19 protein-coding genes and 1 riboswitch are annotated in these 24,226 nt (G+C 67.9%); of the genes, 12 read left to right on the top strand and 7 right to left on the bottom strand.

What is annotated here, in order from left to right:
• Positions 1-11: 11 nt before the first annotated feature.
• Positions 12-665, bottom strand: a complete 654-nt coding sequence (gene fsa / locus GGC30_RS04250) for a fructose-6-phosphate aldolase (RefSeq protein WP_026108568.1) — start codon at positions 663-665, stop codon at positions 12-14.
• Between the two features lie 30 nt (positions 666-695).
• On the opposite strand from fsa, the gene GGC30_RS04255 reads away from it, so the two are divergent.
• Positions 696-2,873, top strand: a complete 2,178-nt coding sequence (locus GGC30_RS04255; RefSeq protein WP_370451869.1) for a primosomal protein N' — start codon at positions 696-698, stop codon at positions 2,871-2,873.
• Between the two features lie 9 nt (positions 2,874-2,882).
• Here GGC30_RS04255 and GGC30_RS04260 read toward each other — a convergent pair whose 3' ends face one another.
• The gene (locus GGC30_RS04260; RefSeq protein ID WP_153922853.1) at positions 2,883-3,278 is read right to left on the bottom strand and encodes a Tat pathway signal protein; all 396 of its coding nucleotides are present in this window, start codon (positions 3,276-3,278) and stop codon (positions 2,883-2,885) included.
• Positions 3,279-3,413: 135 nt separating this feature from the next.
• Here GGC30_RS04260 and ahcY point away from each other — a divergent pair, with 135 nt between their 5' ends.
• The 3 genes from ahcY (at position 3,414) to GGC30_RS04275 (ending at position 6,887) form a co-directional block, all read left to right on the top strand.
• A complete protein-coding gene (ahcY, locus tag GGC30_RS04265) occupies positions 3,414-4,805 on the top strand; it encodes an adenosylhomocysteinase (RefSeq protein ID WP_017506126.1) in 1,392 nt (463 codons plus the stop codon).
• 33 nt (positions 4,806-4,838) lie between these two features.
• The gene (locus GGC30_RS04270; protein ID WP_370451870.1) at positions 4,839-6,059 is read left to right on the top strand and encodes an NAD(P)/FAD-dependent oxidoreductase; all 1,221 of its coding nucleotides are present in this window, start codon (positions 4,839-4,841) and stop codon (positions 6,057-6,059) included.
• A 456-nt stretch (positions 6,060-6,515) separates the two neighbouring features.
• Positions 6,516-6,887 carry a zf-TFIIB domain-containing protein gene (locus tag GGC30_RS04275; RefSeq protein ID WP_153922854.1) on the top strand — a complete coding sequence of 124 codons (372 nt, stop codon included), beginning with the start codon at positions 6,516-6,518 and terminating at the stop codon, positions 6,885-6,887.
• 6 nt (positions 6,888-6,893) lie between these two features.
• On the opposite strand, the gene GGC30_RS04280 is transcribed toward GGC30_RS04275, so the two are convergent.
• Positions 6,894-8,612, bottom strand: coding sequence for a hypothetical protein (locus GGC30_RS04280; protein WP_194943521.1), 1,719 nt, complete (start codon positions 8,610-8,612; stop codon positions 6,894-6,896).
• A gap of 255 nt (positions 8,613-8,867) precedes the next feature.
• Here GGC30_RS04280 and GGC30_RS04285 point away from each other — a divergent pair, with 255 nt between their 5' ends.
• The 5 genes from GGC30_RS04285 (at position 8,868) to GGC30_RS04305 (ending at position 12,370) form a co-directional block, all read left to right on the top strand.
• The gene (locus GGC30_RS04285) at positions 8,868-9,572 is read left to right on the top strand and encodes a response regulator transcription factor (protein WP_039243953.1); all 705 of its coding nucleotides are present in this window, start codon (positions 8,868-8,870) and stop codon (positions 9,570-9,572) included.
• Positions 9,541-11,151 (top strand): ATP-binding protein, encoded by a 1,611-nt coding sequence (locus tag GGC30_RS04290; protein ID WP_153922856.1) that lies wholly within the window; start codon positions 9,541-9,543, stop codon positions 11,149-11,151. The genes GGC30_RS04285 and GGC30_RS04290 overlap by 32 nt, the downstream gene beginning before the upstream one ends.
• A complete protein-coding gene (locus tag GGC30_RS04295; RefSeq protein ID WP_174086695.1) occupies positions 11,148-11,576 on the top strand; it encodes an HPr kinase/phosphorylase in 429 nt (142 codons plus the stop codon). The genes GGC30_RS04290 and GGC30_RS04295 overlap by 4 nt, the downstream gene beginning before the upstream one ends.
• A 120-nt stretch (positions 11,577-11,696) precedes the next feature.
• Positions 11,697-12,101: a PTS sugar transporter subunit IIA gene (locus GGC30_RS04300; RefSeq protein WP_017506133.1), complete on the top strand. Its 405-nt coding sequence runs from the start codon at positions 11,697-11,699 to the stop codon at positions 12,099-12,101.
• Entirely contained in the window at positions 12,098-12,370 is a 273-nt protein-coding gene (locus GGC30_RS04305) for an HPr family phosphocarrier protein (protein ID WP_017506134.1), read from the top strand. Before GGC30_RS04300 ends, GGC30_RS04305 begins: the two co-directional genes overlap by 4 nt.
• Before the next feature lie 77 nt (positions 12,371-12,447).
• On the opposite strand, the gene GGC30_RS04310 is transcribed toward GGC30_RS04305, so the two are convergent.
• The gene (locus tag GGC30_RS04310; RefSeq protein ID WP_153922858.1) at positions 12,448-13,503 is read right to left on the bottom strand and encodes an ATP-binding protein; all 1,056 of its coding nucleotides are present in this window, start codon (positions 13,501-13,503) and stop codon (positions 12,448-12,450) included.
• Positions 13,500-14,189 carry a response regulator gene (locus GGC30_RS04315; RefSeq protein WP_137720756.1) on the bottom strand — a complete coding sequence of 230 codons (690 nt, stop codon included), beginning with the start codon at positions 14,187-14,189 and terminating at the stop codon, positions 13,500-13,502. Before GGC30_RS04315 ends, GGC30_RS04310 begins: the two co-directional genes overlap by 4 nt.
• A 235-nt stretch (positions 14,190-14,424) precedes the next feature.
• On the opposite strand from GGC30_RS04315, the gene GGC30_RS04320 reads away from it, so the two are divergent.
• Complete coding sequence (locus tag GGC30_RS04320; RefSeq protein WP_153922859.1) at positions 14,425-15,384, top strand: hypothetical protein; 960 nt, start codon at positions 14,425-14,427, stop codon at positions 15,382-15,384.
• Between the two features lie 41 nt (positions 15,385-15,425).
• On the opposite strand, the gene GGC30_RS04325 is transcribed toward GGC30_RS04320, so the two are convergent.
• The gene (locus GGC30_RS04325) at positions 15,426-16,526 is read right to left on the bottom strand and encodes a phytase (protein WP_153922860.1); all 1,101 of its coding nucleotides are present in this window, start codon (positions 16,524-16,526) and stop codon (positions 15,426-15,428) included.
• 241 nt (positions 16,527-16,767) lie between these two features.
• Here GGC30_RS04325 and GGC30_RS04330 point away from each other — a divergent pair, with 241 nt between their 5' ends.
• Together GGC30_RS04330 and lpdA are read left to right on the top strand one after the other, a co-directional pair.
• A complete protein-coding gene (locus GGC30_RS04330; RefSeq protein WP_153922861.1) occupies positions 16,768-19,617 on the top strand; it encodes a TonB-dependent receptor in 2,850 nt (949 codons plus the stop codon).
• A 178-nt stretch (positions 19,618-19,795) separates the two neighbouring features.
• Positions 19,796-21,202: a dihydrolipoyl dehydrogenase gene (gene lpdA / locus GGC30_RS04335; protein ID WP_153922862.1), complete on the top strand. Its 1,407-nt coding sequence runs from the start codon at positions 19,796-19,798 to the stop codon at positions 21,200-21,202.
• Positions 21,203-21,262: 60 nt separating this feature from the next.
• Here lpdA and mutS read toward each other — a convergent pair whose 3' ends face one another.
• Positions 21,263-23,944, bottom strand: a complete 2,682-nt coding sequence (gene mutS, locus GGC30_RS04340; protein ID WP_153922863.1) for a DNA mismatch repair protein MutS — start codon at positions 23,942-23,944, stop codon at positions 21,263-21,265.
• Between the two features lie 50 nt (positions 23,945-23,994).
• Positions 23,995-24,204, top strand: a riboswitch (cobalamin riboswitch).
• Positions 24,205-24,226: the final 22 nt, after the last annotated feature.

Below are 24,226 nucleotides of genomic sequence, written 5' to 3' on the forward strand. Positions count from 1 at the left end.
GAACCGCGATGCTACAGAATGGACTGACCCGTCTTGGCCCAGTCCGCCACGAAGGCATCAAGACCCTTGTCGGTTAACGGGTGGTTCACCAAGGCCTTGAATGTGTCGGCGCCGAAGGTGGCGGCGTCCGATCCGGCGACGGCGGCGGCGGCGACATGGCCGACATTGCGCAGGGACGCGGCCAGGATCTGGGTCTCGAAACCGTGGACGTCATACAGGACGCGGATTTCTTCCAGCAGGCCGATGCCGTCGGCGCCGTTGTCTTCCAGACGTCCGACGAACGGCGAGACGAAGGTGGCGCCGGCCTTGGCGGCCAGCAGGGCCTGGGCGGCCGAGAAGCACAGGGTGACGTTGGTCTTGATGCCCTTGTCGGTGAAGACGCGGCAGGCGCGCAGGCCGTCCCAGGTCAGGGGCAGTTTCACCACCACGTTCGGCGCGATGGCGGCCAGCTTGTCGCCTTCCTTGACCATGGTCTCGAAATCGAGCGAGACGGCCTCGGCGGAAATCGGCCCCTCGACCAGGGCGCAGATTTCGGCGATGACCTCGGCGATGTTCCGACCCGACTTGGCGATCAGCGACGGATTGGTGGTGACGCCATCCACCATTCCTGTGGGGACCATGTCCTTGATGACGGCGACGTCGGCGGTATCGAGAAAGAGTTTCATGGGCGGCTTCATAGCCGAGGGCGCAGTTCGGTGAAAGTCGCCTCCGTCCTCATTCCCCTGCCGGTGCCCGAGGCCTTCGATTACGAGGTGCCCGAAGCCCTGAGCCTGGCCCACGGAGATTTGGCGCGGGGCGATCAGGTCGCCGTGCCGCTGGGGCCGCGTCTGATCCGGGGCGTGGTTTCCGAGGTGTTCGAGACGACGGGGTCGAACCGGCGGCTGAAGGCGATCGACAGCTTGCTGGACGATCCGCCCCTGCCGGCGGGCGTTATGGATTTCGTGGAATGGGCCGGACGCTGGACCCTGTCGGCGCCGGGCGAGATGGCGGCGACGGCGTTGAAGGGCTTGCGCGCGCCTCGGCCCCGGCCGGAACGCCGGGTGCGTCGGGTGGGCGAGCGGTCGCCCTCGCGCGCCACTCCAGCCCGGGCGGGCGTGCTGGAGGCCCTGGGCGATCGCGCCATGCCGCCGGCCGATCTCGCGCGGGCGGCGGGCGTGTCGTCGGGCGTGGTCAAGGGCCTGATCGACGAAGGCGTGTTGGAGATCATCGAGATCGCGGCCGAGGCGGCGTTCGACCGGCCCGACCCCGACCATGCGCCCGCCGCGTTGAACGGCGACCAGGCGGCGTCGGCGACGGCGTTGGCGGAGGGCGTGGCGGGTGGCGGCTTCCGCCCCTTCCTGCTGGATGGGGTGACGGGGTCGGGCAAGACCGAGGCCTATCTGGAGGCGATCGCGCGGGTGCTGCACGCCGATCCGGCGGCGCAAACGCTGATCCTGCTGCCCGAGATCGCTCTGACCCAGGCCCTGATCGAACGGATCACGGCGCGGTTCGGCGCCGCCCCGGCCGAATGGCATTCCGGCGTCGCCCCGCCGCGCCGCCGCCAGGTGTGGGAGGCGGTCGTCGCCGGGCGCTGCAACATCGTGGTCGGGGCGCGCTCGGCCCTGTTTCTGCCCTTCGTCAATCTGCGCCTGATCGTCGTGGACGAGGAGCATGACGGCTCGTTCAAACAGGAGGAAGGCCTGGTCTATCACGGCCGCGACCTGGCCGTGGCGCGGGCGCGGATCGAGGGGGCGGCGGTGGTCCTGGGCTCGGCGACGCCGTCTCTGGAGACGCTGTGGAACGCGCAGAGCGGGCGCTACGACTGGCTGAAGCTGGGCGCGCGGCACGGGACGGCGGTCCTGCCGGACATCGCCCTGCTGGACCTGCGTCAGAACACACCCGATCCGCAGACCTGGCTGTCGCAGCCGCTGCGGTTGGCCATCGGCGAAACCCTGCTGCGGGGTGAGCAGACCCTGCTGTTCCTTAACCGGCGCGGCTATGCGCCCGTGGTCCTGTGTCGCGTCTGTGGTCATCGGCTGACGGCGCCGGACACCGACAGCTGGCTGGTCGAGCATCGCTACACCGGGCGGCTGGTCTGTCACCTGACCGGCTTCTCTATGGCGCGGCCCAAACTGTGTCCCTCGTGCGGAGCTGAGGATTCGCTGGTCTCGGTCGGGCCAGGGGTCGAGCGGGTCGAGGAAGAGGTGCGCCAACTGTTTCCTGAGGCGCGCACGGCGGTCTTCAGCTCCGACACTGCGCCCGACGCCCGGTCGGCGCGCGCCTTGATCCAGAAGATGACGGACGGGGAGATCGACATTCTGGTGGCGACACAGGCCGCGGCCAAGGGTCACAACTTCCCGCGCCTGACGTTGGTGGGCGTGGTGGATGCGGACCTGGGGCTACGCGGCGGCGACCTGCGTGCGGCCGAGCGGACCTATCAGCTTTTGGCCCAGGCGACCGGGAGAGCGGGACGGGCGGATCGGCCGGGGCGGGCGCTGCTTCAGACCTGGACGCCCGAGCACCCGGTGCTGATGGCGCTGGCGGCCGGTGATCGCGACGCCTTCGTCGAGGCGGAAATGGCCGAGCGCGAGGCGGCGTCCCTGCCGCCCTATGGCCGGCTGGCGGCGATCATCCTGTCCAGCGAGAATGCGGCCGCCGTCGAGAAGACGGCGAACGACCTGGCCCAGGCCATTCCCAACGCCGAACGGCTGGAGGTCTATGGCCCCGCCGATGCGCCGCTCGCCTTGGTGCGGGGGAGGCGGCGCAAGCGGCTGCTGGTGCGGGCCGACCGGGACGTGAACCTCCAGGCCTTCCTGCGGGCCTGGCTTCAGCGGGTGAAGGTGCCGGGCTCCGTCCGCCTGACGGTGGACGTGGACCCCTACTCGTTCCTCTAGAGGCGGAAGTCAGACCGCCATAACGGTGCCGAGCAGCAGGCGGGCGCCGGGGCGGCCCAGGGTGGCGTTGGTCGCCGCCTGAAGCGCGGCCGACAGCTGGTCGATGTCGGGCACGACGCCGGGACGCAGGCCGTTGGCAAAGCGCTGGGCGGCGGTGTTGTAGGCGGCGCGGAGGCGCGGCGCGGACTGCTGGGCGCGGGTGCGAAGGGTCGCATCGGGCACATCGACGCCGGTTTCGATGGTCAGCACGCCCCGACGACCGTTCGCCTGAAGGATCGAGGCGGTGATGACTGGCAGCCGGATATAGGTGTCGGCCGACGGCGCCGCGCCGCCGCTCGAAGCGCGGGCGGAGGGTGAGGCGGCCGTCGCGACGACGGCGAGACCGAGAAGAGCGCGGCGTTCCATGGTGAGGTCTCTACCGGCCAGGATTTAAGAAACTGCTGAGCCTGGATCGCATAAGGATATCTTTATGTGTTTGTTGATACTCGGCGCGCGCCGGGCTATGAGGGCCCAAACTCATTGCGGCCGGGAGCCCAAGCCATGACCGACTACATCGTTCGCGACATCACCTTGGCCGATTGGGGCAACAAGGAAATCGAGATCGCTGAAACCGAAATGCCGGGCCTGATGTCCCTGCGTGACGAGTTCGGCGCAAGCCAGCCGCTGAAGGGCGCCCGCATCGCCGGCAGCCTGCACATGACCATCCAGACGGCGGTCCTGATCCAGACGCTGGAAGCCTTGGGCGCTGAAGTGCGCTGGGCCTCGTGCAACATCTTCTCGACGCAGGACCACGCCGCCGCCGCCATCGCCGCCAACGGCACGCCGGTCTTCGCCACCAAGGGCGAGACGCTGGAAGAGTACTGGGACTACGCCCACAAGATTTTCGAATGGGCCGACGGCGGCTATCCGAACCTGATCCTGGATGACGGCGGCGATGCGACCCTGCTGTGCGTGCTGGGCCCCAAGGCCGAGAAGGACATCTCGGTTCTGGCGAACCCGCAGAACGAAGAAGAAGAGGCTCTCTTCAAGGTCATGAAGCGCTATCTGGCTGAGAAGCCCGGCTTCTATTCGGCCATCCGCGACGCCATCGGCGGCGTGTCGGAAGAGACGACCACGGGTGTGCACCGCCTGTATCAGATGGCCGAAAAGGGCGAGCTGCCCTTCCCCGCCATCAACGTCAACGACAGCGTCACCAAGTCCAAGTTCGACAACCTGTATGGCTGCCGTGAATCGTTGGTCGACGCGATCCGTCGCGGCACCGATGTCATGCTGTCGGGCAAGGTCGCGGTGGTCTGCGGCTACGGCGACGTGGGCAAGGGCTCGGCCGCTTCGCTGCGTCAGGGCGGCGCCCGCGTGATCGTGACCGAGATCGATCCGATCTGCGCCCTGCAGGCTGCGATGGAAGGCTATGAGGTCCAGACGCTGGACGACACCGCCGGCCGCGCCGACATCTATGTGACGACGACCGGCAACAAGGACGTCATCACCGTCGATCACATGCGGCAGATGAAGAACAACGCCATCGTCTGCAACATCGGCCACTTCGACTCGGAGATTCAGGTCGCCGGCCTGAAGAACTTCAAGTGGGACGAGATCAAGCCGCAGGTCCACCACGTCGAGTTCCCGGACGGCAAGAAGATCATCCTGCTGTCGGAAGGCCGCCTGGTGAACCTGGGCAACGCCACGGGCCACCCGTCCTTCGTGATGTCGGCGTCCTTCACCAACCAGACGCTGGCCCAGATCGAACTGTGGACCAACGCCGACAAGTACGAGAACAAGGTCTACACCCTGCCCAAGCACCTGGACGAGAAGGTCGCCATGCTGCACCTGGCCAAGCTGGGCGCCAAGCTGACCGTCCTGACCAAGGACCAGGCCGATTACATCAACGTGCCGGTCGAAGGCCCGTTCAAGGCGGATCACTACCGTTACTAAGCTCTCCCCGAGGCTGGAACCGCGAGGTTCCAAGTGACGAGGGCGTCTTCGGACGCCCTCGTCGACGTCCTGGTGGTCGGGGCCGGCGCGGCCGGGATGATGGCCGCCATCGAGGCCGGGCGACGCGGGCGGCGGGTCAGGGTCGTGGACCATGGCGACCGGCCCGGCGAGAAGATCCGCATCTCGGGCGGCGGACGCTGCAACTTCACCAATCTGGGCTGCGGACCGGCGAATTTTCTGGGCGAGAACCCCCGGTTCGCGACGTCGGCCCTGCGCCGCTACACCCAGCACGACTTCGTCAAGCGCATCGATAGGGCCGGGATCGCCTGGCACGAGAAGACGCTGGGCCAGCTGTTCTGCGACGACAGCGCCAAGCAGATCGTCCGTATGCTGACCGACGACATGGCGGCGGCGGGCGTCGTCCTGAGCCTGAAGACCGGGGTGTCGCGGATCGAACGATCCGGCGAGGGCTTCACGGCGATCCTGTCGGACGGATCGCAGGTCACGGCGGCGTCGCTGGTCGTGGCGACCGGCGGCAAGTCGATCCCCAAGATGGGGGCGACCGGCTGGGCCTATGAGATGGCGCGGCAGTTCGACATTCGCGTCACCGAGACGCGGCCGGCGCTGGTGCCGCTGACGTTCGAGGCCGGGCTGCTGGAGACGCTGACGCCGCTGGCGGGCGTGGCGGTGGACGCCTCGGTCGCCTCGGCGCCCGAAGGGGCCAAGGCGCGCAAGGCCAGCTTCCACGAGGCGATGCTGTTCACCCACCGCGGCCTGTCGGGTCCGGCCATTCTGCAGATCAGCTCCTACTGGCGCGAGGGCGAGGCGGTGGTGGCCTCGATGGCGCCCGGCCGCGACGTGTTCGAGGAGTTGAAGGCGGCCAAGGCGTCGAACGGCAAACAGGCGGTGCACACCGCGCTGGGCCATATCGTGCCGCGCCGTCTGGCCGAGAGCCTGTGCCACCGCGAAGGGGCGTCGGGCAATCTGGCGGACCTGTCGGACAAGGTGCTGCGGCGGCTGGATCAGGCGGTCAACGCCTGGGCGGTCAAGCCGGTGGGGTCCGAAGGTTACAGGACCGCCGAGGTGACGCTGGGCGGGGTCGATACGGCCGCGCTGGACCAGCAGACGATGCAGGCCAAGGCGGTTCCGGGCCTATATTTCATCGGCGAGGCGGTGGACGTGACCGGCTGGCTGGGCGGCTATAATTTCCAGTGGGCCTGGTCGTCGGGCTGGGCCGCCGGGCAGGTCTGCTAGAGTTTTTGAGGTGCAATCTGTGCACTTTAGCCGGCGGGTTCGCCGACAAAAACACCGTCTAATTCGTCTAATCTGTCTATTTCGGCGCGCGTTCTGGCGGCGCGCGAAGATGTCAAAGATCGGGGCGCCATTTTAACCCGGTCCAGGGCCATGACAGGCGAAGGGTCGCTGGTCGGTCGTAAGCCGTGGTAAAAGCTCGCAATCGTCGTCGCCTATACGATGGCAGGGGCGGCCAAAGCCCCCTGCGGCCCCGCGACGCATGGCGGCGGGCTGCGACGGCGCCTAGCTTGAAGAGGCGGAACGGGCCCCTCTGGCGTTCTCGCGGTCTGGCGTCCCCCTTCCTTGCGCCGGATCGTGCGACGCGATGTCGGACCGCAAGGGCGTGTCGATGCGGCGAAGCTTTCCCCTCCTGGCCTGTCGCATCGACCGCCCATTCTTTTTCGATCGGAGCCCGACATGCCCCTTCTGATGTGCCCCAATGACAACGCCGCCATGCAGACGCTGGAGCGCAACGGCGTCCAGTTCGACATGTGCCCCGACTGCCGTGGGGTCTGGCTGGATCGCGGCGAGCTGGAAAAGCTGATGGCGGCCGCCGTCGAGGAGGGCCGCGCCACAGCCCCGGTCGCGCCCGCGCCGCAGGCCTATGCGCCGCAGCCTCAGCCCTATGCCCAGCCCCAGTCCCAACCCTGGGGCGGCGGGGCGTCACAGCCGTATCGCGGCGACGATCGAGGCTACCGGAGCGACAAATATCGCGACGACCGGCATCGCGACGACGACTATCGCTACAAGAAAAAGAAGCGCGACAGCATCTTCGACATCTTCGATTGAGATCGGTTAGGCCGCCAGACCGGCCTGTTGCATCAGTCCCTTGATCGCCGTGACGCCTTCCGGCGCGGCGGTCAGGGCGGTGCGGACATCGGGCGAGCGCAGCAATTTGATGGCTTCGACGCGGGCGCGGTCGGCGACGGGGCCCAGCGGGCCGGCTTCGCCGGTCGCCAGTTTGAGAAGGGCCGTCAGCTTCTGCGGCGCCGTCACCTGGGCGCGGATAATCTGGGCGACCAGTTTGGCGTCGGCTTCCAGATTGGCGCCGACCGCGCCGATGGCGCCCATGATCTGGGTCTGGTCGTGGTCGGCCAGATGCGCGGCCTGGACCGAGCGTTGAAGCCGCGCCAGGGTCGCGAGTTTGTGCGAGGCGCTCGGGCCGCCGGGGACGGACTGGCGGATCTCGGTTTCGAAACGCAGCGAGCCGATACAGGCGCTGAGCCAGCGCGCGGCGGCGCGTTTGTTGGCCCCGCCGGTGACGTTCTCGCACAGGCGGGTCAGCTGCTCGGCCTCGGCCAAGACCGTCGGGCAGGGGTTGACGTAGGCGCCGACGAAATCGGCCGTGACCAGGCTCTTGGAGCGTTCGACGAAGGCGGTCTGAACCTCTTCCAGCGTCAGCAGTCGCCCGGCCGAGGCCGTCAGGGCCATGGCCAGCAGACGCAGGATATCGATCTCTCCGACCGGATCATGGGGGCGGAGGCGGCGCTGGCTGGTCAGTTCGCGTGTGACGAGACGAGCGAGGGATGCGGCGAGAAGCGGAAACTCACCCGAGGCCAGATGCAGGCCCAGGCGCGCGGCCGGTCCCTCGACCTGGGGCATCATCAGGGCGAGGCGCGGGTCCATCCGTAACAGGGCGTCCATCTCGTCCGGCGCGACCATGCGGACGATAGCCGCCAGATTGGCGCCCTGATCCAAGGACGGGCCCAAAATCTCGGTCAGGTTGGTGCGCACGGCCAGCATTTCGGCGACGATCTGCTCGACCACCACGACGACCAGGGCGCGCGGCGGGCCGTCGGCGGGCGCGGCGTCCATCAAATCCATCAGCACGGTCAGGCGATCACGGGCGCCGCGCCGATCCTTCAGCGCGCCGGCGACGACGCCGCCCATGCGCAGCGCCCGATCCGGCGCGCCGGTCAGCCGATGCGCCAGATCGGCGATGGAGCGGTCGTCCAGAGCGGGGAACAGGCCGTCGCGTCCGGCCTTGCGCAGCCGGGCCATCGCCTGTTCGGTGAGCTTTTGATAGTGGCGCACGACCCCGTGCACCTCCTGGCCCGTGGCCTGGCTTTCGGGGACCGCGACCTTTTGGATGGCGTGCTGGAGCTCGACCCCGGCCGCCTCCAGCCGTTCGGCGACATCGGGCCGATGCAGCAGTTCGAAGGCAGTCACGCCCTCGCGTTTCAGCCAGTCCTCCAGCGCCCGGCCGATCAGGGCGCGGGCATGGGGCGAATAGAGTTCGGCCGGACTGCTGCAGGCCGGCGGGACCGCCTTGTCGGCGACCTTCTTCTTTCGCTCCTCCGGCGCGCCCAGCGTCAGGATGGTCAGGGAGCTGAACTCCATCGTCTCGGGGTCCAGCGTCTCCTTGGTCACGCGCGAGGCGATGGCGAGACGGTCCCGAAGCTGTTCCTCGGCGGTTTCGATGGCGTGTTTGCGGTCTTCGGTCGCGATCAGCAGCGTCCACGACGACGGGGCGCTCTTGCGGACATAGACTTCGTAGTGGATCGGACCCGCCATGGGGCGATCCTGCATCCCAAGCCTTTAAGGCGAGGTTTTCGAAGGCGGAATGTTTCTGCCCGCGCCGGAGCGACGCGGTGCGCGCGTTGAAACGAGGCGGCGCCGTGACCATCTGGACGTCACCGAACCGCTTTCGGGTTGCAGGCGATTTTCATTCGGCCCGAAACGCCTTAGCCCTAATGTGACCGAGATCGAACGGTTACGCTTGCTGTGCGTTCTTGCTCGCGGGAACGTAAAGTTCAGGAGAAGACACCCTTGGCCAACATCACTCTGGTCGATGACGACGAGAACATCGTGGCGTCTGTTTCGCTGGCGCTGGAAAGCCATGGCCACAAGATCACCGCCTATCACGACGGGGCCTCGGGTCTGGCCGCGCTGGAATCCTCGCCGCCCGATCTGGCGATCCTGGACGTGAAGATGCCGCGCATGGACGGGATGGAGGTGCTGCGTCGCCTGCGCCAGACCTCGCAGATCCCGGTGATCATGCTGACGTCCAAGGACGAGGAGATCGACGAGATCCTGGGCTTCAACCTGGGCGCCGACGACTATATCCACAAACCCTTCAGCCAGCGTCTGCTGATCGAGCGGGTCAAGGCGCTGTTGCGCCGCACGGGCGCCGATGGCGGCGAACCGGAATCGGCGGCCGAGGTCTCGGGCCGGGCGATCAAGCGCGGCAAGCTGTCGATGGACCCGGCGCGCCACGAGTCGACCTGGGACGGCAAGCCCGTCAAGCTGACGGTGACCGAGTTCCTGCTGCTGCAGGCCCTGGCTCAGCGTCCCGGCTTCGTGAAGAGCCGCGACAACCTGATGGACGCCGCCTACGACGACCAGGTCTATGTCGACGACCGCACCATCGACAGCCACGTGAAGCGGATGCGCAAGAAGTTCCGCGCCGTGGACAATGAGTTCGACGCGATCGAGACCCTGTATGGCGTCGGCTACCGCTACCGCGAGAGCTGAACCGGGCGGGCGCGAGCCCGACGAGGAGCCCCAGCGCCGGCCGTTGTTCCGCTTCGGCGGATCGCGGCTGGGCGGCTTCATCCTGGTGCTCAATCTGCTCAGCCTGCTGATCCTGTTCGGCGGGGCGTTGGCGATCAATGAATGGCGTCCGGGCCTGATCGAGGCGCGTCAGGAATCGCTGACGGTCCAGGCCGAGCTGCTGGCAAACGTGTTGCGCGAAGAAGGCGTGACACGGGGCGAACCGACGCCTGAACTGGACCCCATCCGCGCGTCGATCTGGCTGACCGACCGGTTCATCCCGGCGGGCCAGCGGGTGCGACTGTATGATGTGAACGGCCTGTTGCTGGTCGACAGCTATCAGGTGACGGAGGCCATCGGCGGGCGGCCACTGCCCGACGCGCAGCCGGCGGGGACGGCGACCGAGGACGCCGCCAAGGCCAATCTGCTGTCCGAGCGCCGCGTCGCCCGCGCCGACAGCGAACTGGCGGCCGAGGTCGCCGCGGCGCTGGACGGCTCGCCCCAATCGACCCTGCGTCGCAATGAATCCGGCGACCGCGTCGTCTCCGTCTCCATCCCCGTGCGCCATGTGCGTCAGGTGCTGGGCGTGCTGACCGTCGAATCGGGGGACGTGGACGAAATCCTGGGCGCTCAACGGCAGGCGCTGTTCCCGTTCGCCCTGGTGGCGCTGGGGGTCAATCTCCTGGGGTCGCTGCTGCTGCATCTGTTCGTGGCGCGGCCGATCATGCGGCTGTCTGCGGCGGCGGATCAGGTGAAACTTCAGCGCGCGCGGGCCATCTCCCTGCCGGATCTGGAGGATCGCAAGGACGAGATCGGCGATCTGGCGCGGTCGCTGGAATCGATGACCGACACCCTGTCGACGCGGATGGACGCCATCGAACGGTTCGCGGCCGATGTGTCGCACGAGATCAAGAACCCCCTGACCTCGATCCGGTCTGCGCTGGAGACCCTGCCGCTGGTCAAGACCGATGCGCACCGCGAGAAGCTGACGGCGCTGTTGCAGCAGGACGTGCGTCGGCTGGACCGGCTGATCACCGATATCTCCAACGCCTCGCGGCTGGATGCGGAGCTGTCGCGCGATCGGCCCCGGCCGGTCGATCTGAACCGTCTGCTGGTCGATATCGTCGGCGTCTATGAGACCACGGCCAAGCCGGGCGACATTCCGGTCGTGCTCACGGCGCCCGAACAGGCCCTGCGGGTCATGGGGCGCGACGGGCCGCTGGGGCAGGTGTTCCGCAACCTGATCGACAACGCCCGCTCGTTCAGCCCCGCAGGCGGCGTGGTGCGGGTGACGCTGGAGGACATCGGGGACGATCTGCCGATCCGCGTGCGGGTCGAGGACCAGGGGCCAGGCATCCCGGCCGAGAACCTGGAGACGGTGTTCGAGCGGTTCTACACCTCGCGGCCCAAGGGGGCGGTGTTCGGCTCCAACTCGGGCCTGGGCCTGTCCATCGTGCGTCAGATCGTCGAGGCGCATGGCGGTCGCGTCCACGCCGAAAACAAGACCGAAGGCGGGGCGCGGTTCGAGATCGTCTTCCCGGCGGTCGGCCGCTGGTCGTGACCCCGGGCCAGCCAGTCCACGCCACCACCGTCGCCGTGCGCCGGCGCGGGGCCTGGCAGGGGGTGATGATCCTGGGACCGTCGGGCGCGGGCAAAAGCGATCTGGCGCTGCGGCTGATCGCGCGCGGCTGGCGGCTGGTCAGCGACGACTACACCCAGGTCTGGGCCTCGGACGGGGCCGTTCATGCGTCGGCGCCAGCCTCCATCGCCGGTCGGATCGAGGTGCGCGGCCTTGGAATCGTGGCCGCCAGAACACGCCCGGTCTGTCGCGTGGCGCTGGCCGTCGCCTGTGTGGCGGAAGGCGTCGAACGGCTTCCGGAGCCGCAGACACGGGCTTTCGCGGGGGTCGATCTGCCCCTGCTGGCGTTCGATCCCCGACCCGCCTCGGCCGTCGATGTGGTCGCAGCGGCGTTGGAGACGCTTTGAAACCCCGAAAGACGGGTCTATGACACGCCCCTTGCGGTCCATAGAGGGCGGCGTCCGGCCTCCCTTGCCGGGCGGGGGAATGCCTGGGACGGTTCGGGGCGGGATGCGAGTGAAGTCCTCATGATCGGTCTGGTGATCGTCACCCACGGCGGGTTGGCGTCCGAGTTTCTCTCCGCCATGGAGCATGTGGTCGGCCCGCAGCGCGGCGTCGCGGCCATCTGCATTGGCCCCGACGACGACATGGAGCGTCGGCGTCGCGACATCGTCGATGCGGCGGCGGCCGTGGATGACGGCGAAGGGGTCATCCTGCTGACCGACATGTTCGGCGGCACGCCGTCGAACCTGGCCATCTCGGTGATGGAACAGACCCGCGCCGAAGTCATCGCCGGGCTGAACCTGCCCATGCTGATCAAACTGGCCAGCGTGCGCGGGCGCGAGACGCTGGAATCCTGCGTGGCCCATGCGCAGGATGCGGGCCGCAAATACATCTCCGTCGCGTCCTGGGTGCTCGCAGGCGAAAAATGACCGTCACCGCGACCCTGAACATCTGCAATACGCGCGGTCTGCACGCCCGCGCCTCGGCCAAGTTCGTCAAACTGGCCTCCAGCTTCGAAAGCGAGATCCACGTCACCCGCGACGGCGTGACGGTGGACGCCCGCTCGATCATGGGCCTGCTGATGCTGGGCGCCGGCATCGGCTGCAGCATCGACGTCTCCGCCGAAGGCCCTGACGCCGAAGAGGCCATGGAAGCTCTGACCGACCTGGTCGCGCGGAAATTCGACGAGGATCAGTAGGGCGTCGTCATCCCCGGATATGGAACCACTTCGATTTTTGAGCGGTCCATTGCCAGGCGGCTGATTTCAAAACGAATCTACGAAACGGCGGGGATCCAGATCTCGATCCTGGATCCCAGGCGAGCGCCGGTCAAGTAACGCGCCGATCCGCCGTGGGCCTCGGCGATTGCGCGGACCGCGGCCAAGCCCAGGCCGGTCCCGCCGTTCTCGCCTGACCCGTGTTTGAAGGCGGTGAAAACGGATCGGGTCATGGCGTCGGGCAGACCTGGGCCGCTGTCCTCCACGGCGATGACGGCGAAGTGTTCATCGGTGATCAAGCTGACCGAGACAGGGCCGGGATCGGCGTGGCGACGCACGTTGTCGAGCAGAGCCAGGACAGCCTGCTGAATGCGGTCGCCGTCGCAAACGACCACAGTAGTCGGCGTCGTCCAGGTGATCGGATAGCCCTCCGCCTCGGCTTCCGCGTCGACCAGGGCGCGGACATCCTCCAATCGCTTACCCAGGTCCTGGGGCGTCAGGCGCAGTTGCAAACGACCGCTATCTGCCAAGCTCACGACACGCAGATCCTCGATCAGGCGGCCCAAGGCGTCGACCGGCTTGAGCAAAGTCAGGATCATCTCGCGGTCCAGCGGCAGGACGCCGTCGGCGGCCGCTTGCAGGCGGCCTTTCACGATGGTGACGGGCGTTCGCAGTTCGTGCGCGATCGAGGCGTTCCAAGTCGTCATGTCGGCGGCGAGCGTCTCCAGCCGCGCAGCCATCAGGTTGAAGTCGTCCACAAGGTCGGCTGTCTCGGAAAAAGACCGATCGCCAGCCATGGCGCGCGCCGACAGGTCGCCATCGGCGATCGCACGTGCGGCGCCGGACAAGGAGGCGAGAGGCATGACAAGGCGGCGGGCCAACTGCAGCCCGGCCACGGTCGCGCCGATCAGGGCCACGACGGCGGCTGAGGCCAGAGCGACATAATCCACGGACTGCGGTCGCCAGGCCTGGGGCGAGGCCACCGCATCGGGATAATTTTCGAAGACCCAGCCGTACAGGGCGAATGCGCCGGCTGCGCTCAGTCCAAGCACCCCCAGGATGACCAGCGCCGTGCGCACGGCGATGCGACGGCCGAGCGCGCGGGCGGCCCTCACGTCAGGACCTCGAGGCGATAACCCACGCCACGAACGCCGACGAGGACGCCGTCGGCGCCTGCGTTTCGTAACTTGAGCCGCAGCTTGCTGAGGTGGCTATCCACCGTGCGATCGAGCACCTCGTCGCCTTTCAAGCAGGCGTCGGCTAGCTCGGCGCGAGAAAAGACCCGCATCGGATAGCGCGCCATGTGGGCCAGCATGCGGAACTCGGTCAGGGTCAGGGGCAGGCGCTGCGGCTTGTCCAGCCCGCACCACTGGACGATGTGCGCCTCCAGATCGATCTCGAGCGGACCCAGGCGGATTACGCCGCCTTGGCCCGAGCCGCCGCTGCGGCGCAGTATGGCGTGGGCGCGCGCCACGACCTCGACCGGATTGAACGGTTTGACGACATAGTCGTCCGCGCCGATGCGCAACGCCTGAAGCTTGTCGATGTCCTGATCCAGCGCAGTGAGCATGATGACGGGCGTCTCGCCTCTACGCCTCAGTTCGCCCAGCACGCCCCAGCCATCGACGCGCGGCATGCGCACGTCCAGCAGCACCAGATCGGGCCGAAGGGCGGCGTGCAGATCCAGCGCGATCTGGCCATCCATGGCGCGGACGGTGCGAAACCCCTCACGCACGAGATAGGCGTCAAGCACGGCGGCGATCTCGGGTTCGTCTTCGGCGATGATGACCAAGGCGCTCATGGTGTCTCCACGACATCGCCCAGCGATGGACGGCGATCCAGACCAGATGGGGTGCCTCCACGATTTCTCCACCAAGTCCACACCCAGGCCCCACGGCCCCGTGCGAAGCGGCCCCAAACCGAAACCGCCTCCGAGATCCAATGAAGTTCAGCGCCCACCAGATCTTCGTCGCCGCCATGACCGCCGTAAACGTCGCCGTGTTGGCCGCCTGTGGCGTGTTCATCCTGGCGATGCTGTGAAGCGCAGGGATCGGCATTGGGCGCGGGTTGCGGCGGCCGCGAGCCTGATCGCGCTGATCGCGGGGTGCGCCAAGCCGGTCGAACCGCCTGCGCCGCCCCCGCCTCCGCCGCCTTCGATTCAGCTGGACGACAGCGTGGCGCAGACGGCGTCGGTCTATCTGGTCTTCATGCGGGATGTCGCCACATTCGAGGGCGGCTTCGTCGATGCGGAGGCGGTGCAGGCGGCGTTGCAGCGCGGAGCGACTTCCAACGCCGAGCAGTTGGCGCGGGGGCTGGTAGCCTATGGAGCGGTGCTGGCGATGCAGTCGCCGGACTTCGTTGCGGGGGTGCGGTCCTATGCCGCCGATCCTACGCAGCGCCGCGAAATCCTGGACCGTCTGACGGCCGACCCCGCCTATGCGGTGAGCCTGCCTGGCGCAGACGTGGCGGCCGGGCTGATCGCCGAGGTCATGGAGGAGGGCGCCGCAGCCATCGAGGCCGCAGCGGATCGGGTGGAGACGGATGCCTATACGATCCAGGCGCGTAGCGATCCGCGCCGTCGATGGGCGGGCCAGCCCGTCGCGGACCGACAGGGGCGGCTGGAGCGTGCGAAGGCCGCGTCCGCCGCAATGCAGCTGGCGTCGGACGTCGAGAGCGAGACGCTGCTGAAGGTTGCCCACGCCGAACCCTCTCGGATCCCGACGTCGCCTCTGGCGGCTCCCTATAAACCGGCGGTGGCCCGGTCCCTGTCCGTCGCCGCGCGGGCGCTGCTGGGCGAAAGCGTCAAGGACGATGGAAATGACGGTGTCCTGCAGGATCCGAACGCCACCTTCTGCCTGCAGATGTCCAAGCTGAACCTGTTTCAGTGCCTGGCCGCCGCCAAGCCCAGCTACGAAGACATGTTCTGCATCGGCCGACACGTCGTCAGGGACATGGCCGACTGCACGCGCACGGCGTTGAATGCCGTAGGATCTTGATGAAAGAGACGTGATCGAGGGCGACCGCCGCCGAGGGGCCGCTACAGCCCCAGCGCCCGTCGGATGTCGCGCCAGTCGATGTATTTGAAGTTCTGCGTGCCGACATCGTTGACGTCGTCCTGGATGACGACGAGGCCTTCGGGGAAGGAGCCGACCTGACCGCTGGCGGCCGCCAGGCCGTCGGTGCCGGTGACGCCGTCGACCGCGCCGTCCACGATCTTGAAGCGGCCCTTGTACTCGGGCGCCGGGCCGTCGATGCGCCAGACGGGGAAGGTGGAATCGCCCTGGCTGGAGGCGATCAGGTAGCGGCCCGAGGCGTCGGCGATCGTCGTCAGGCCTTCGGCGTCGGCGACCAGGATGTCCCTGGCGATGGGCTGGATCAGGGTGCGGGCCGCGCCCGAGGCCGGGTTCAGGCCATAGCGCCACAGGCCGACGTTCTCCTCGTTGATATAGAGGGCGTCGGTCGCTTCGTCGGCGGCGCAGCCTTCGGAGATGGTTCCGATCTCGGCGGTGCGGACCAGACGCGCCGTGGGCCGGCCGGCGGCGTCCACGCCCAGGATGAACTGGCGAAGCTCGCCCTCGTGCCCGACCAGGATGGCGTAAACCTCGGCTCCGCGCCGCGCAAAGCAGAAGCCGTAGGGTTCGACCACGTCGGTGGCGACCGCGCCCCAATAGCGCACGCCGTTCTGGCCGGTCCCGGCCGGGTCGAAGGTATAGAGGGAGATGCCGGTCTTGCCCGGCGTGCGGTCGCTGGCGCCCAGCACCACCTGCGGACGGCCGCCGACCGATAGGCCCTCGACCACATCGACATTGTTCAGCAGGCCCTCGGGCAGGAACTGCAGGATCTTGCCGTCGAAGCCGTAGATGTAGAGGCCGGACTTCTTGTCCGTGCCGGCGACGAAGCCGGGGGTCGATTGGCCCATGATCCTGACCGGGTTCGCTGAGGCCCAGACGGCGGGGTCGTCGGCGGCGTCCTGACCCGCCGTGCCGACCGACGGGGTTTCCAGCACGGCCTGGACCGGGGCGCCGGCGCCGACGAGGCCCGCGCCCTCGCCCTGATAATCGACCTCATGCGTGGCGCAGGCGGCGAGCAGGGCCAGGGCGGCGCAGGCGGTCAGCGAGCGGGCGAGGGAAAAGCGCATTTTGGTCTCCGGACGATCTGAACGCGTCCCTGTGGCCAAGCCGCGTGTGGGTCAACGGCGCGGGCGTGACGGTTCGGCGTCGGTTCGATGACTGATGTTCCGTCAAGGGATCAAGCGTCGCCGTTCCGTCGGAAAACCGCGAACTGGGCGTCGTGGAATCGTCGCGGTCGCGTCGCCGCCCAAGGTTAAGCGGCCCCTCCATCGGCTGAAGCGAAACTTCGCTCGCCGAAGGGGACCTGACATGAAACTGAACCTGCTGATGGGCGCCGCGATCGCGCCGATGATCCTGGCGCCGCTGGCCATGCCCGCCCATGCCGATGTCGACGCCGTGGCCTCGGCATCAGCTGCGGTCGCCGGCGACGTGATCTACGGCCGGGTGACTAACGCCGCCGGCGCGCCCCTGCCGGGCGCCGAGGTTCTGGTGCGCGGGACCAGCCAGCGAGCCGTGACCAACACCCAGGGCGAGTTCACCCTGCCGACCGCCAGCGGCTCCATGGTGCTTGAGGTCAACTATCTGGGCCTGCCCTCGACTAGCCAGACGGTCGTGACGACGCCGGGCGAAGACGCCAACGTCGCCATCGTGCTGGGCGCCCAGTCTGCGACGGACGTGGCCGACGTGGTCGTGACCGGCGTGATCACCGACGGCGTCGCCCGCTCGCTGAACCAGCAGAAGAATGCGCAAGGCACGGTCAACGTCCTGTCGGCCGACGCCATCGGCCGCTACCCCGACCCCAACGTCGCCGAATCCCTGCAACGCGTCCAGGGCATCGCTATCCAGCGCGACCAGGGCGAAGGGCGCTACATCAATGTGCGCGGCGCGCCGGCCGCCTTCACCGCCGTGTCGGTGGACGGGGTCGCCATCCCGGCCGTGTCGCCGACGACCCGCGCCGTCGATCTGGACACCCTGCCGTCGGACATCGTCTCCAGCGTCGAGGTGTCCAAGACCCTGACGCCCGCCCAGGACGCCGATTCCATCGCCGGCGCCGTGGACATCAAGACCCGCTCGCCCTTCGACAAGCGCCGCCTGGCCGTTAGCGGCTATGCGGGCGGCAGCTACAACGACTACGGTGGTTCGGACACACGCGCGGGCGCCACGGCGTCCAACGTCTTCGGCCTGGATCAGACCTTGGGCGCCCTGGTGTCCGTCAGCTATTCCGAGACCAACCGCCGCCCGGACAACGTCGAAAACGGCTGGGTTCTGATCAACCGCAACGCCGCGCAGGGCGGCGGCCAGATCTGGGGTCTGGAGAACACCCTGTTCAAGGACTACGAGACCGAACGGACCCGCAAGGCCGTGACCGGCGCGCTTGAATGGCGGCCCAGCGACGCCATCCGTTTGTGGGTCAAGGGCTCCTACGCCCAGTTCCGCGACGACGAGTTCCGCAACACGCTGAACTTCACCTATAGCGACGGAACGCTGCAGCCGGGTTCGACCGACACAAGCGCGACCTTCACCAACGCCCGCATCTACAAGCAACTGCGTCACCGCACCCAGGAGAACGACATCTCCACCCTGGTGCTGGGCGGCGAGCAGACGTTCGGCAATGGGGCGGTCTGGGACGGCGCCCTGTCGTTCGCCAACAGCAAACAGACCTATCCGCATCGCGACGAGCTGGTCTATCGCTCCAGCGCGACGACCCTGTCCTACAACACGGCCGACCATTATCAACCGACCTATTCGGCCTTCAGCGAGCCGACCGGCTTCTATCTGAACGCCAACAACTACAGCTTCCGCGAAAACACCTTCCGCTCGAACACGACCGAGCAGGACGATGTGGCGTTCAAGACCAATCTGTCGCTGCCTACCGTCATCGGCGGCCGCGAAGTCGAGCTGAAGTTCGGCGCCAAATACAGCACCCGCGACGTGGCGGCCGATGAAGAGCGGTTCCGCGACCGCAGCGCGGCCGCCAGCTCCGGCACGCTGGCCCCGCTGCTGAGCGATCGTCCGTCGCAGAACTACGACTACAATCTGGGCTTCAAGTTCGATGCGGGCTTGGTAACCGACTATTTCGACCGCGTCCGCGCGGGCTCGACCAATCCCGATCCGGCCGCCGGCGTGCGCCGCATTCCGCAGTCGATCACCGCCGACTATACGGCGCAGGAAGATATTCTGGCGGGTTACGGCCAGGCCCGGTTCGATATAGGCGCGACCAATGTGCTGGTCGGCCTGCGTGTCGAGAAGACCGACTTCGAAGGCTCGGCGACCAGCGTGGCCCTGTCCGGCGCGCAGACTCCGGTCAAGGTCGATCGCGACCAGACCGATTTGTTCCCCAACCTGACGCTGCGCCACAGCTTCAGCGATCAGCTGGTCGGTCGTTTCGCCCTGACCCGCGCCATTTCGCGCCCGGACTATACCGACATCGTTCCGCGCGTTCTGGAAACCACCGACAGCGGCCGCACGACGGTCACGCGCGGCAATCCCGACCTGAAGCCGACCCTGTCGAACAACGTCGATGCGGGACTGGAATACTACCTGCGTCCGCTGGGCGTGATTTCGGCCAACGCCTTCTACAAGGACCTGTCGAACTACCGCTTCACCCTGGTGACGGACGGCGTGCCCTATGTCACCCCGACCACCACGGTCGCTCAGGTCACCGAGGCCCGCAACGCCCGTGACGGCCATATCGCCGGCATCGAGTTCAACTGGCAGCAGACGTTCGACTTCCTGCCGGGCTGGGCGTCGGGCTTCGGCGTCTTCGCCAACTACACGCTGACGGATGCGGAGATCAAAACCAGCCGCGCCTTCGCCGGTCGCGACACCTTCGTTCTGCCGGGTCAGTCTGACGAGACCTATAACGCCGCCCTGTTCTACGAACAGTACGGCTTCAGCGCCCGCATCTCCTACACGCATCGCAGCGACTTCCTGGAGGCGATCGACGCGACCAACCCCGGCAAGGACCTCTATGTCGAGGGTCGCGGCCAGCTGGACTTCACCGCCAGCTACGACTTCGGCAATGGGGTGGAAGTGTTCGGCGAGGCCAAGAACCTGACCGACAGCGCGGGCGTCCGCTACTACGGCGTCAAAGAGCGGACCTACGAGTACGAGAAGTTCGGCTACAACGTCTTCCTGGGCGTACGCTTCAAGCTCTGAGCGCGCCGGTCAGACATGATCGAAGGGGCCGGGCGGCGACGTCCGGCCCTTTTTCGTGGTTTCCGCCTCTGCAATTGCTCGAAACGCGGCCCCATATGGGGTCTAGCGGTTGACCCGTGCGGGGTCGGCGCTAGTGTCCGCGCGCCTTTCCCCGCGCGCCAGAAGACCAGAGGATACCATGGCCGAAGCCACCGCCGCCTACGACGTCGTCATCATCGGCGGAGGCCCTGGCGGCTATAACGCCGCGATCCGGGCGGGCCAGCTGGGCCTGAAGGTCGCCTGCGTGGAGATGCGTTCGACGCTGGGCGGAACCTGCCTGAACGTCGGCTGCATGCCATCCAAGGCTCTGCTGCATGCCTCGGAACTGTGGAATGCCGCAAACACCGAGTTCGCCAAGATCGGCATCGAGGTCCAGCCCAAGCTGCACCTGGGCCAGATGCACAAGGCCAAGGACGACAGCGTCACGGCCCTGACCAAGGGGATCGAGTTCCTGTTTAAGAAGAACAAGGCCGACTGGATCAAGGGCAAGGGCAAGATCGTCGGAAAGGGCAAGGTCGAGGTGACCGCCGCCGACGGCTCGGTCCAGACGCTGGACGCCAAGAACATCGTCATCGCCACCGGCTCGGAGCCGACCCCGTTGCCGGGCGTCGCCTTTGAAGACGGCAAGGTCATCGATTCCACCGGCGCCCTGTCGCTGCCGGCCGTGCCCAAGAAGCTGATCGTGGTCGGCGCCGGCATCATCGGCCTGGAGCTGGGTTCGGTCTGGCGCCGTCTGGGCGCCGAGGTCACTGTGGTCGAGTTCCTGGACCGGATCACACCCGGCATGGACACCGAGGTCGCCACCGCCTTCCAGCGCATCCTGACCAAACAGGGCATGAGCTTCAAACTGGGCGCCAAGGTCACGGGCGCCAAGTCGGGCAAGGACGGGGTGGAACTAACCGTCGAGCCGTCGGCCGGCGGCGCTGCCGAGACGATCAAGGGCGATGTGGTGCTGGTCGCCATCGGCCGTCGTCCGTACACGGACGGTCTGGGCCTGGAGAGCGTCGGCGTGACGCCGGACAAGCGCGGCTTCATCGACCATGACCACTTCAAGGTGGCGGATGGCGTCTGGGTGATCGGCGACGTGACCCACGGTCCGATGCTGGCCCACAAGGCGGAAGAAGACGCGGTCGCCGTGATCGACACCATCGCCGGCAAATACGGCCACGTCGACTATGCGCTGGTCCCCAGCGTCGTCTACACCTTCCCCGAAGTGGCCTGGGTCGGTCAGACCGAGGACCAGCTGAAGGCGGCCGGCGTTCAGTACAAGAAGGGCAAATTCCCCTTCACCGCCAACAGCCGCGCCAAGATCAATCACGAGACCGACGGCTTCGTGAAGGTTCTAGCCGACGCCGCGACTGACAAGGTGCTGGGCGTCCACATCATGGGCCCGCAGGCCGGCGAGATGATCCACGAGGCGGCCATCACCATGAGCTTCGGCGGCGCGTCGGAAGACATCGCCCGTACCTGCCACGCCCACCCGACCCGTTCGGAAGCCGTCCGTCAGGCGGCCATGGATGTCGAAGGCTGGATGATGCAGGCCTGATCCGAAACGGCTCGAGACTCCAAGCAAGGCCCGGATGGCGACGTCCGGGCCTTCGTCACATCAGGCCAGACCCTTCAGCCGATAAAGCGCCTCCAGCGCCTCGCGCGGGGTAAGGTCGTCGGGGTCCACGTCACGCAGGGCCAGTTCCACGGGGGAGGGGCCGCGTATCGGTTCCGGCTCGGCGACGGCGAACAGGGGCAGGTCGTCCAGTCGGGCGGCGGCGGCCTTTTCGCCTTCCAGCCGGTTCAGCACCGAGCGAGCGCGGGCGACGACGGAGGCTGGGACGCCGGCTAGTTTGGCGACCTGAACGCCGTAGGAACGATCGGCGGCGCCGGGCGCCGCCTCGTGCAGGAAGACCAGCTCGCCGTTCCACTCGCGCGCGACCATGGACAGGTTGCAGACGTGATCCAGCCGCGTCTCCAGCTGGGCCAGCTCGTGATAATGGGTGGCGAACAGGGTGCGGGCGCGATTGGTCTCGTGCAGGGCCTCGGCCGTGGCCCAGGCGATGGCCAGACCATCGTAGGTGGCGGTGCCGCGCCCGATCTCGTCCAGAACGACGAAGCTTTGCGGCGTGGCCTGGGTCAGGATGGCGGCGGTCTCGACCATCTCCATCATGAAGGTGGAGCGGCCGCGCGCCAGGTCGTCGCCGGCGCCGACGCGACTGAACAGACGGTCCACCACGCCCAGCCGCATGGACCGAGCGGGCACGAAGGCGCCGGCCTGGGCCAGGATCACCAGAAGCGCGTTTTGGCGCAGGAAGGTCGATTTACCGGCCATGTTCGGGCCAGTGACGATGGCGAGGCGCGATCCGTCCTGACCCGACCCGTCCAGCCGGGCGTTGTTGGGGGTGTAGGGATCGCCGCCCGCCTTGACCGCCGCCTCCACGACGGGGTGGCGGCCGGCCTCGACGCAGAAGGTCAGGGTGTCGTCCACGATCGGGCGGGTCGCGCCGACTTCCTGGGCCCATTCGGCGAGGGCGGCGTGGGCGTCCAGTTCGGCGAGCGCCTCGGCGACGGCCTGCAGCGGCTGGGCCAGCCGGGCGGCCTCGCGTCGCCAGCCCTCGAAGGTCTCGCCTTCGATGGCGAGCGCCCGGTGGCCGGCCTGGCTGATCTTGGCGTCCAGTTCCGACAGTTCGACGGTGGTGAAGCGGACCTGGGCCGCCAGGGTCTGGCGGTGGATGAAGAGGCTGTCGGGCCCGGCGCGGAGCAAGGCTTCGGCGGCCTTGGCGCTGGTTTCGAGGAAATAGCCCAGCAAGGCGTTGTGCTTGATCTTGAACGGCACGCCGGACTCGGCGACGGCGCGGGCCTCCAGATCGGCGACGACGCGGCGGCTGTCGTCGCGCAGGGTGCGGGCGGCGTCCAGTTCGGGGCGATAGTCGGGGCGCACATAGCCGCCGTCGCGGGCCAGATGGGACGGCTCGTCCACCAGGCCGTCGATCAGGTCGGCCTTCAGCCGCGAGACGTCGGCAGACAGGGTCAGCCGGTCCAGCGCCGAGGCGATGCGGCGCGGCTGGCCGGTCAGGGGATCGACCTGACCCACGAACAGACCGGCGACGCCCTCCGCGATCGACAGGCCGGTGCGCACGGCGGCCAGGTCGCGCGGGCCGCCCCGACCCAGCGCCAATCGTCCGACGGCGCGGGCGATGTCGGAGGAGGCCTTCAACGCGTCGCGCAGATCGCGACGCAGATCGCGGCGCTCCAAGAGCCATTCGACGGCGTCGAGCTGCTCGTTGATGGCCAGGGGATCGCGCAGGGGCCGGGCGATGCGTTCGGCCAGGGCCCGGGCGCCGCCCGAGGTGACGGTGCGGTCGATGCAGGCGAGCAGGCTGCCCTCGCGCTCGCCGCGCTGGGTGCGATCGATCTCAAGACTGGCGCGGGTCGCAGGGTCGATGGCCAGAAAGCCGCTTTCGCCCAGACGGCGCGGCGGGGCCAGGGCAGGGACCTTGCCGGCTTGGGTCGTCTCCAGATAGGCGGCGATCAGACCCAGCGCCGAGACCTCGGCCTCCTCGAAAGCGCCGAAGCCGTCGAGCGCCGAGACGCCGTACAGGCGTTCGACGCGGGCGCGCGCGGCCTGGGGTTCGGCGATGGCGCCGGCCAGCGCCTGGACCACGCCGCCCGAGCCGTCCAAGGCGTCGCGGGTGGTCTCGTCAGAATACATACGGTCGGTGACCAGGACTTCAGACGGGCGGAAGGCGGCCAGGGCCGCGCCCAGGTCTTCGATAGAACAGGCGACGCTGTCGACCGCGCCGGACGACAGTTCGACCACGGCGACGGCCGCCCGACCTTTACGCACCGCGACCGCCGCCAGACGGTTGGCGCCGCGCGCGTCCAGCAGGCTGTCCTCGGTCAGGGTGCCGGGGGTGACGACCCGGACCACGCCGCGATGCACCACGGCCTTGCCGCCGCGCTTCTTGGCTTCGGCGGGGTCTTCCAGCTGTTCGCAGATGGCGACCTTGTGGCCGATGCGGATCAGGCGGGCGAGATAGCCCTCCATCGCATGGACCGGCACGCCGGCCATCGGAATGTCCTCGCCCTGATGCTTGCCGCGCTTGGTCAGGGTGATGCCGAGCGCCGCCGCCGCGACCTCGGCGTCCTTGAAGAACAGCTCGTAGAAGTCGCCCATGCGGAAGAACAGGATGGCGTCCGGCTGGCCCGCCTTGGCCGTCAGATATTGCGCCATGAACGGCGTCGCGCCTTCCAACGAGGCGGCGATTTCCGGGGGATGAGAGACGGGGGCGTTCATGTGGCCACAGGGTGACGGATCGCGCCCGGCGGCTCAAGGCCGTTGACCGGCTCTTGCACAGGCTTGTCGGCCCTGCGATAGGCCGCGTCAGGCGGTTAAGGGAACACGGTGTGACGCCGTGGCTGTGCCCGCAACTGTAGGCGGCGAGAGCGTCGTCCGTCCGGGGTTTCGATCCCGGCGCCACTGGGCAACTGGGAAGGCGAGGACGGCGGTTTACGACCCGCAAGCCAGGAGACCTGGCCGCCGACGTCGCTCGCTCCTGTCCGGGACCAGACAGCAGCG

The organism is Brevundimonas sp. SPF441, from assembly GCF_009661015.1.
GTDB classification, from domain to species: Bacteria; Pseudomonadota; Alphaproteobacteria; order Caulobacterales; family Caulobacteraceae; genus Brevundimonas; species Brevundimonas vesicularis.

Bases quoted from the DNA above. Each gene is read 5' to 3' on its own strand.
- GGC30_RS04305 (WP_017506134.1), top strand. From the start codon at position 12,098: ATGACCGTCACCGCGACCCTGAACATCTGCAATACGCGCGGTCTGCAC.
- fsa (WP_026108568.1), bottom strand. From the start codon at position 665: ATGAAACTCTTTCTCGATACCGCCGACGTCGCCGTCATCAAGGACATG.
- GGC30_RS04290 (WP_153922856.1), top strand. From the start codon at position 9,541: ATGGCGTCGGCTACCGCTACCGCGAGAGCTGAACCGGGCGGGCGCGAG.
- GGC30_RS04260 (WP_153922853.1), bottom strand. From the start codon at position 3,278: ATGGAACGCCGCGCTCTTCTCGGTCTCGCCGTCGTCGCGACGGCCGCC.
- GGC30_RS04275 (WP_153922854.1), top strand. From the start codon at position 6,516: ATGCCCCTTCTGATGTGCCCCAATGACAACGCCGCCATGCAGACGCTG.
- mutS (WP_153922863.1), bottom strand. From the start codon at position 23,944: ATGAACGCCCCCGTCTCTCATCCCCCGGAAATCGCCGCCTCGTTGGAA.
- GGC30_RS04330 (WP_153922861.1), top strand. From the start codon at position 16,768: ATGAAACTGAACCTGCTGATGGGCGCCGCGATCGCGCCGATGATCCTG.
- lpdA (WP_153922862.1), top strand. From the start codon at position 19,796: ATGGCCGAAGCCACCGCCGCCTACGACGTCGTCATCATCGGCGGAGGC.
- GGC30_RS04280 (WP_194943521.1), bottom strand. From the start codon at position 8,612: ATGGCGGGTCCGATCCACTACGAAGTCTATGTCCGCAAGAGCGCCCCG.
- ahcY (WP_017506126.1), top strand. From the start codon at position 3,414: ATGACCGACTACATCGTTCGCGACATCACCTTGGCCGATTGGGGCAAC.
- GGC30_RS04315 (WP_137720756.1), bottom strand. From the start codon at position 14,189: ATGAGCGCCTTGGTCATCATCGCCGAAGACGAACCCGAGATCGCCGCC.
- GGC30_RS04325 (WP_153922860.1), bottom strand. From the start codon at position 16,526: ATGCGCTTTTCCCTCGCCCGCTCGCTGACCGCCTGCGCCGCCCTGGCC.
- GGC30_RS04300 (WP_017506133.1), top strand. From the start codon at position 11,697: ATGATCGGTCTGGTGATCGTCACCCACGGCGGGTTGGCGTCCGAGTTT.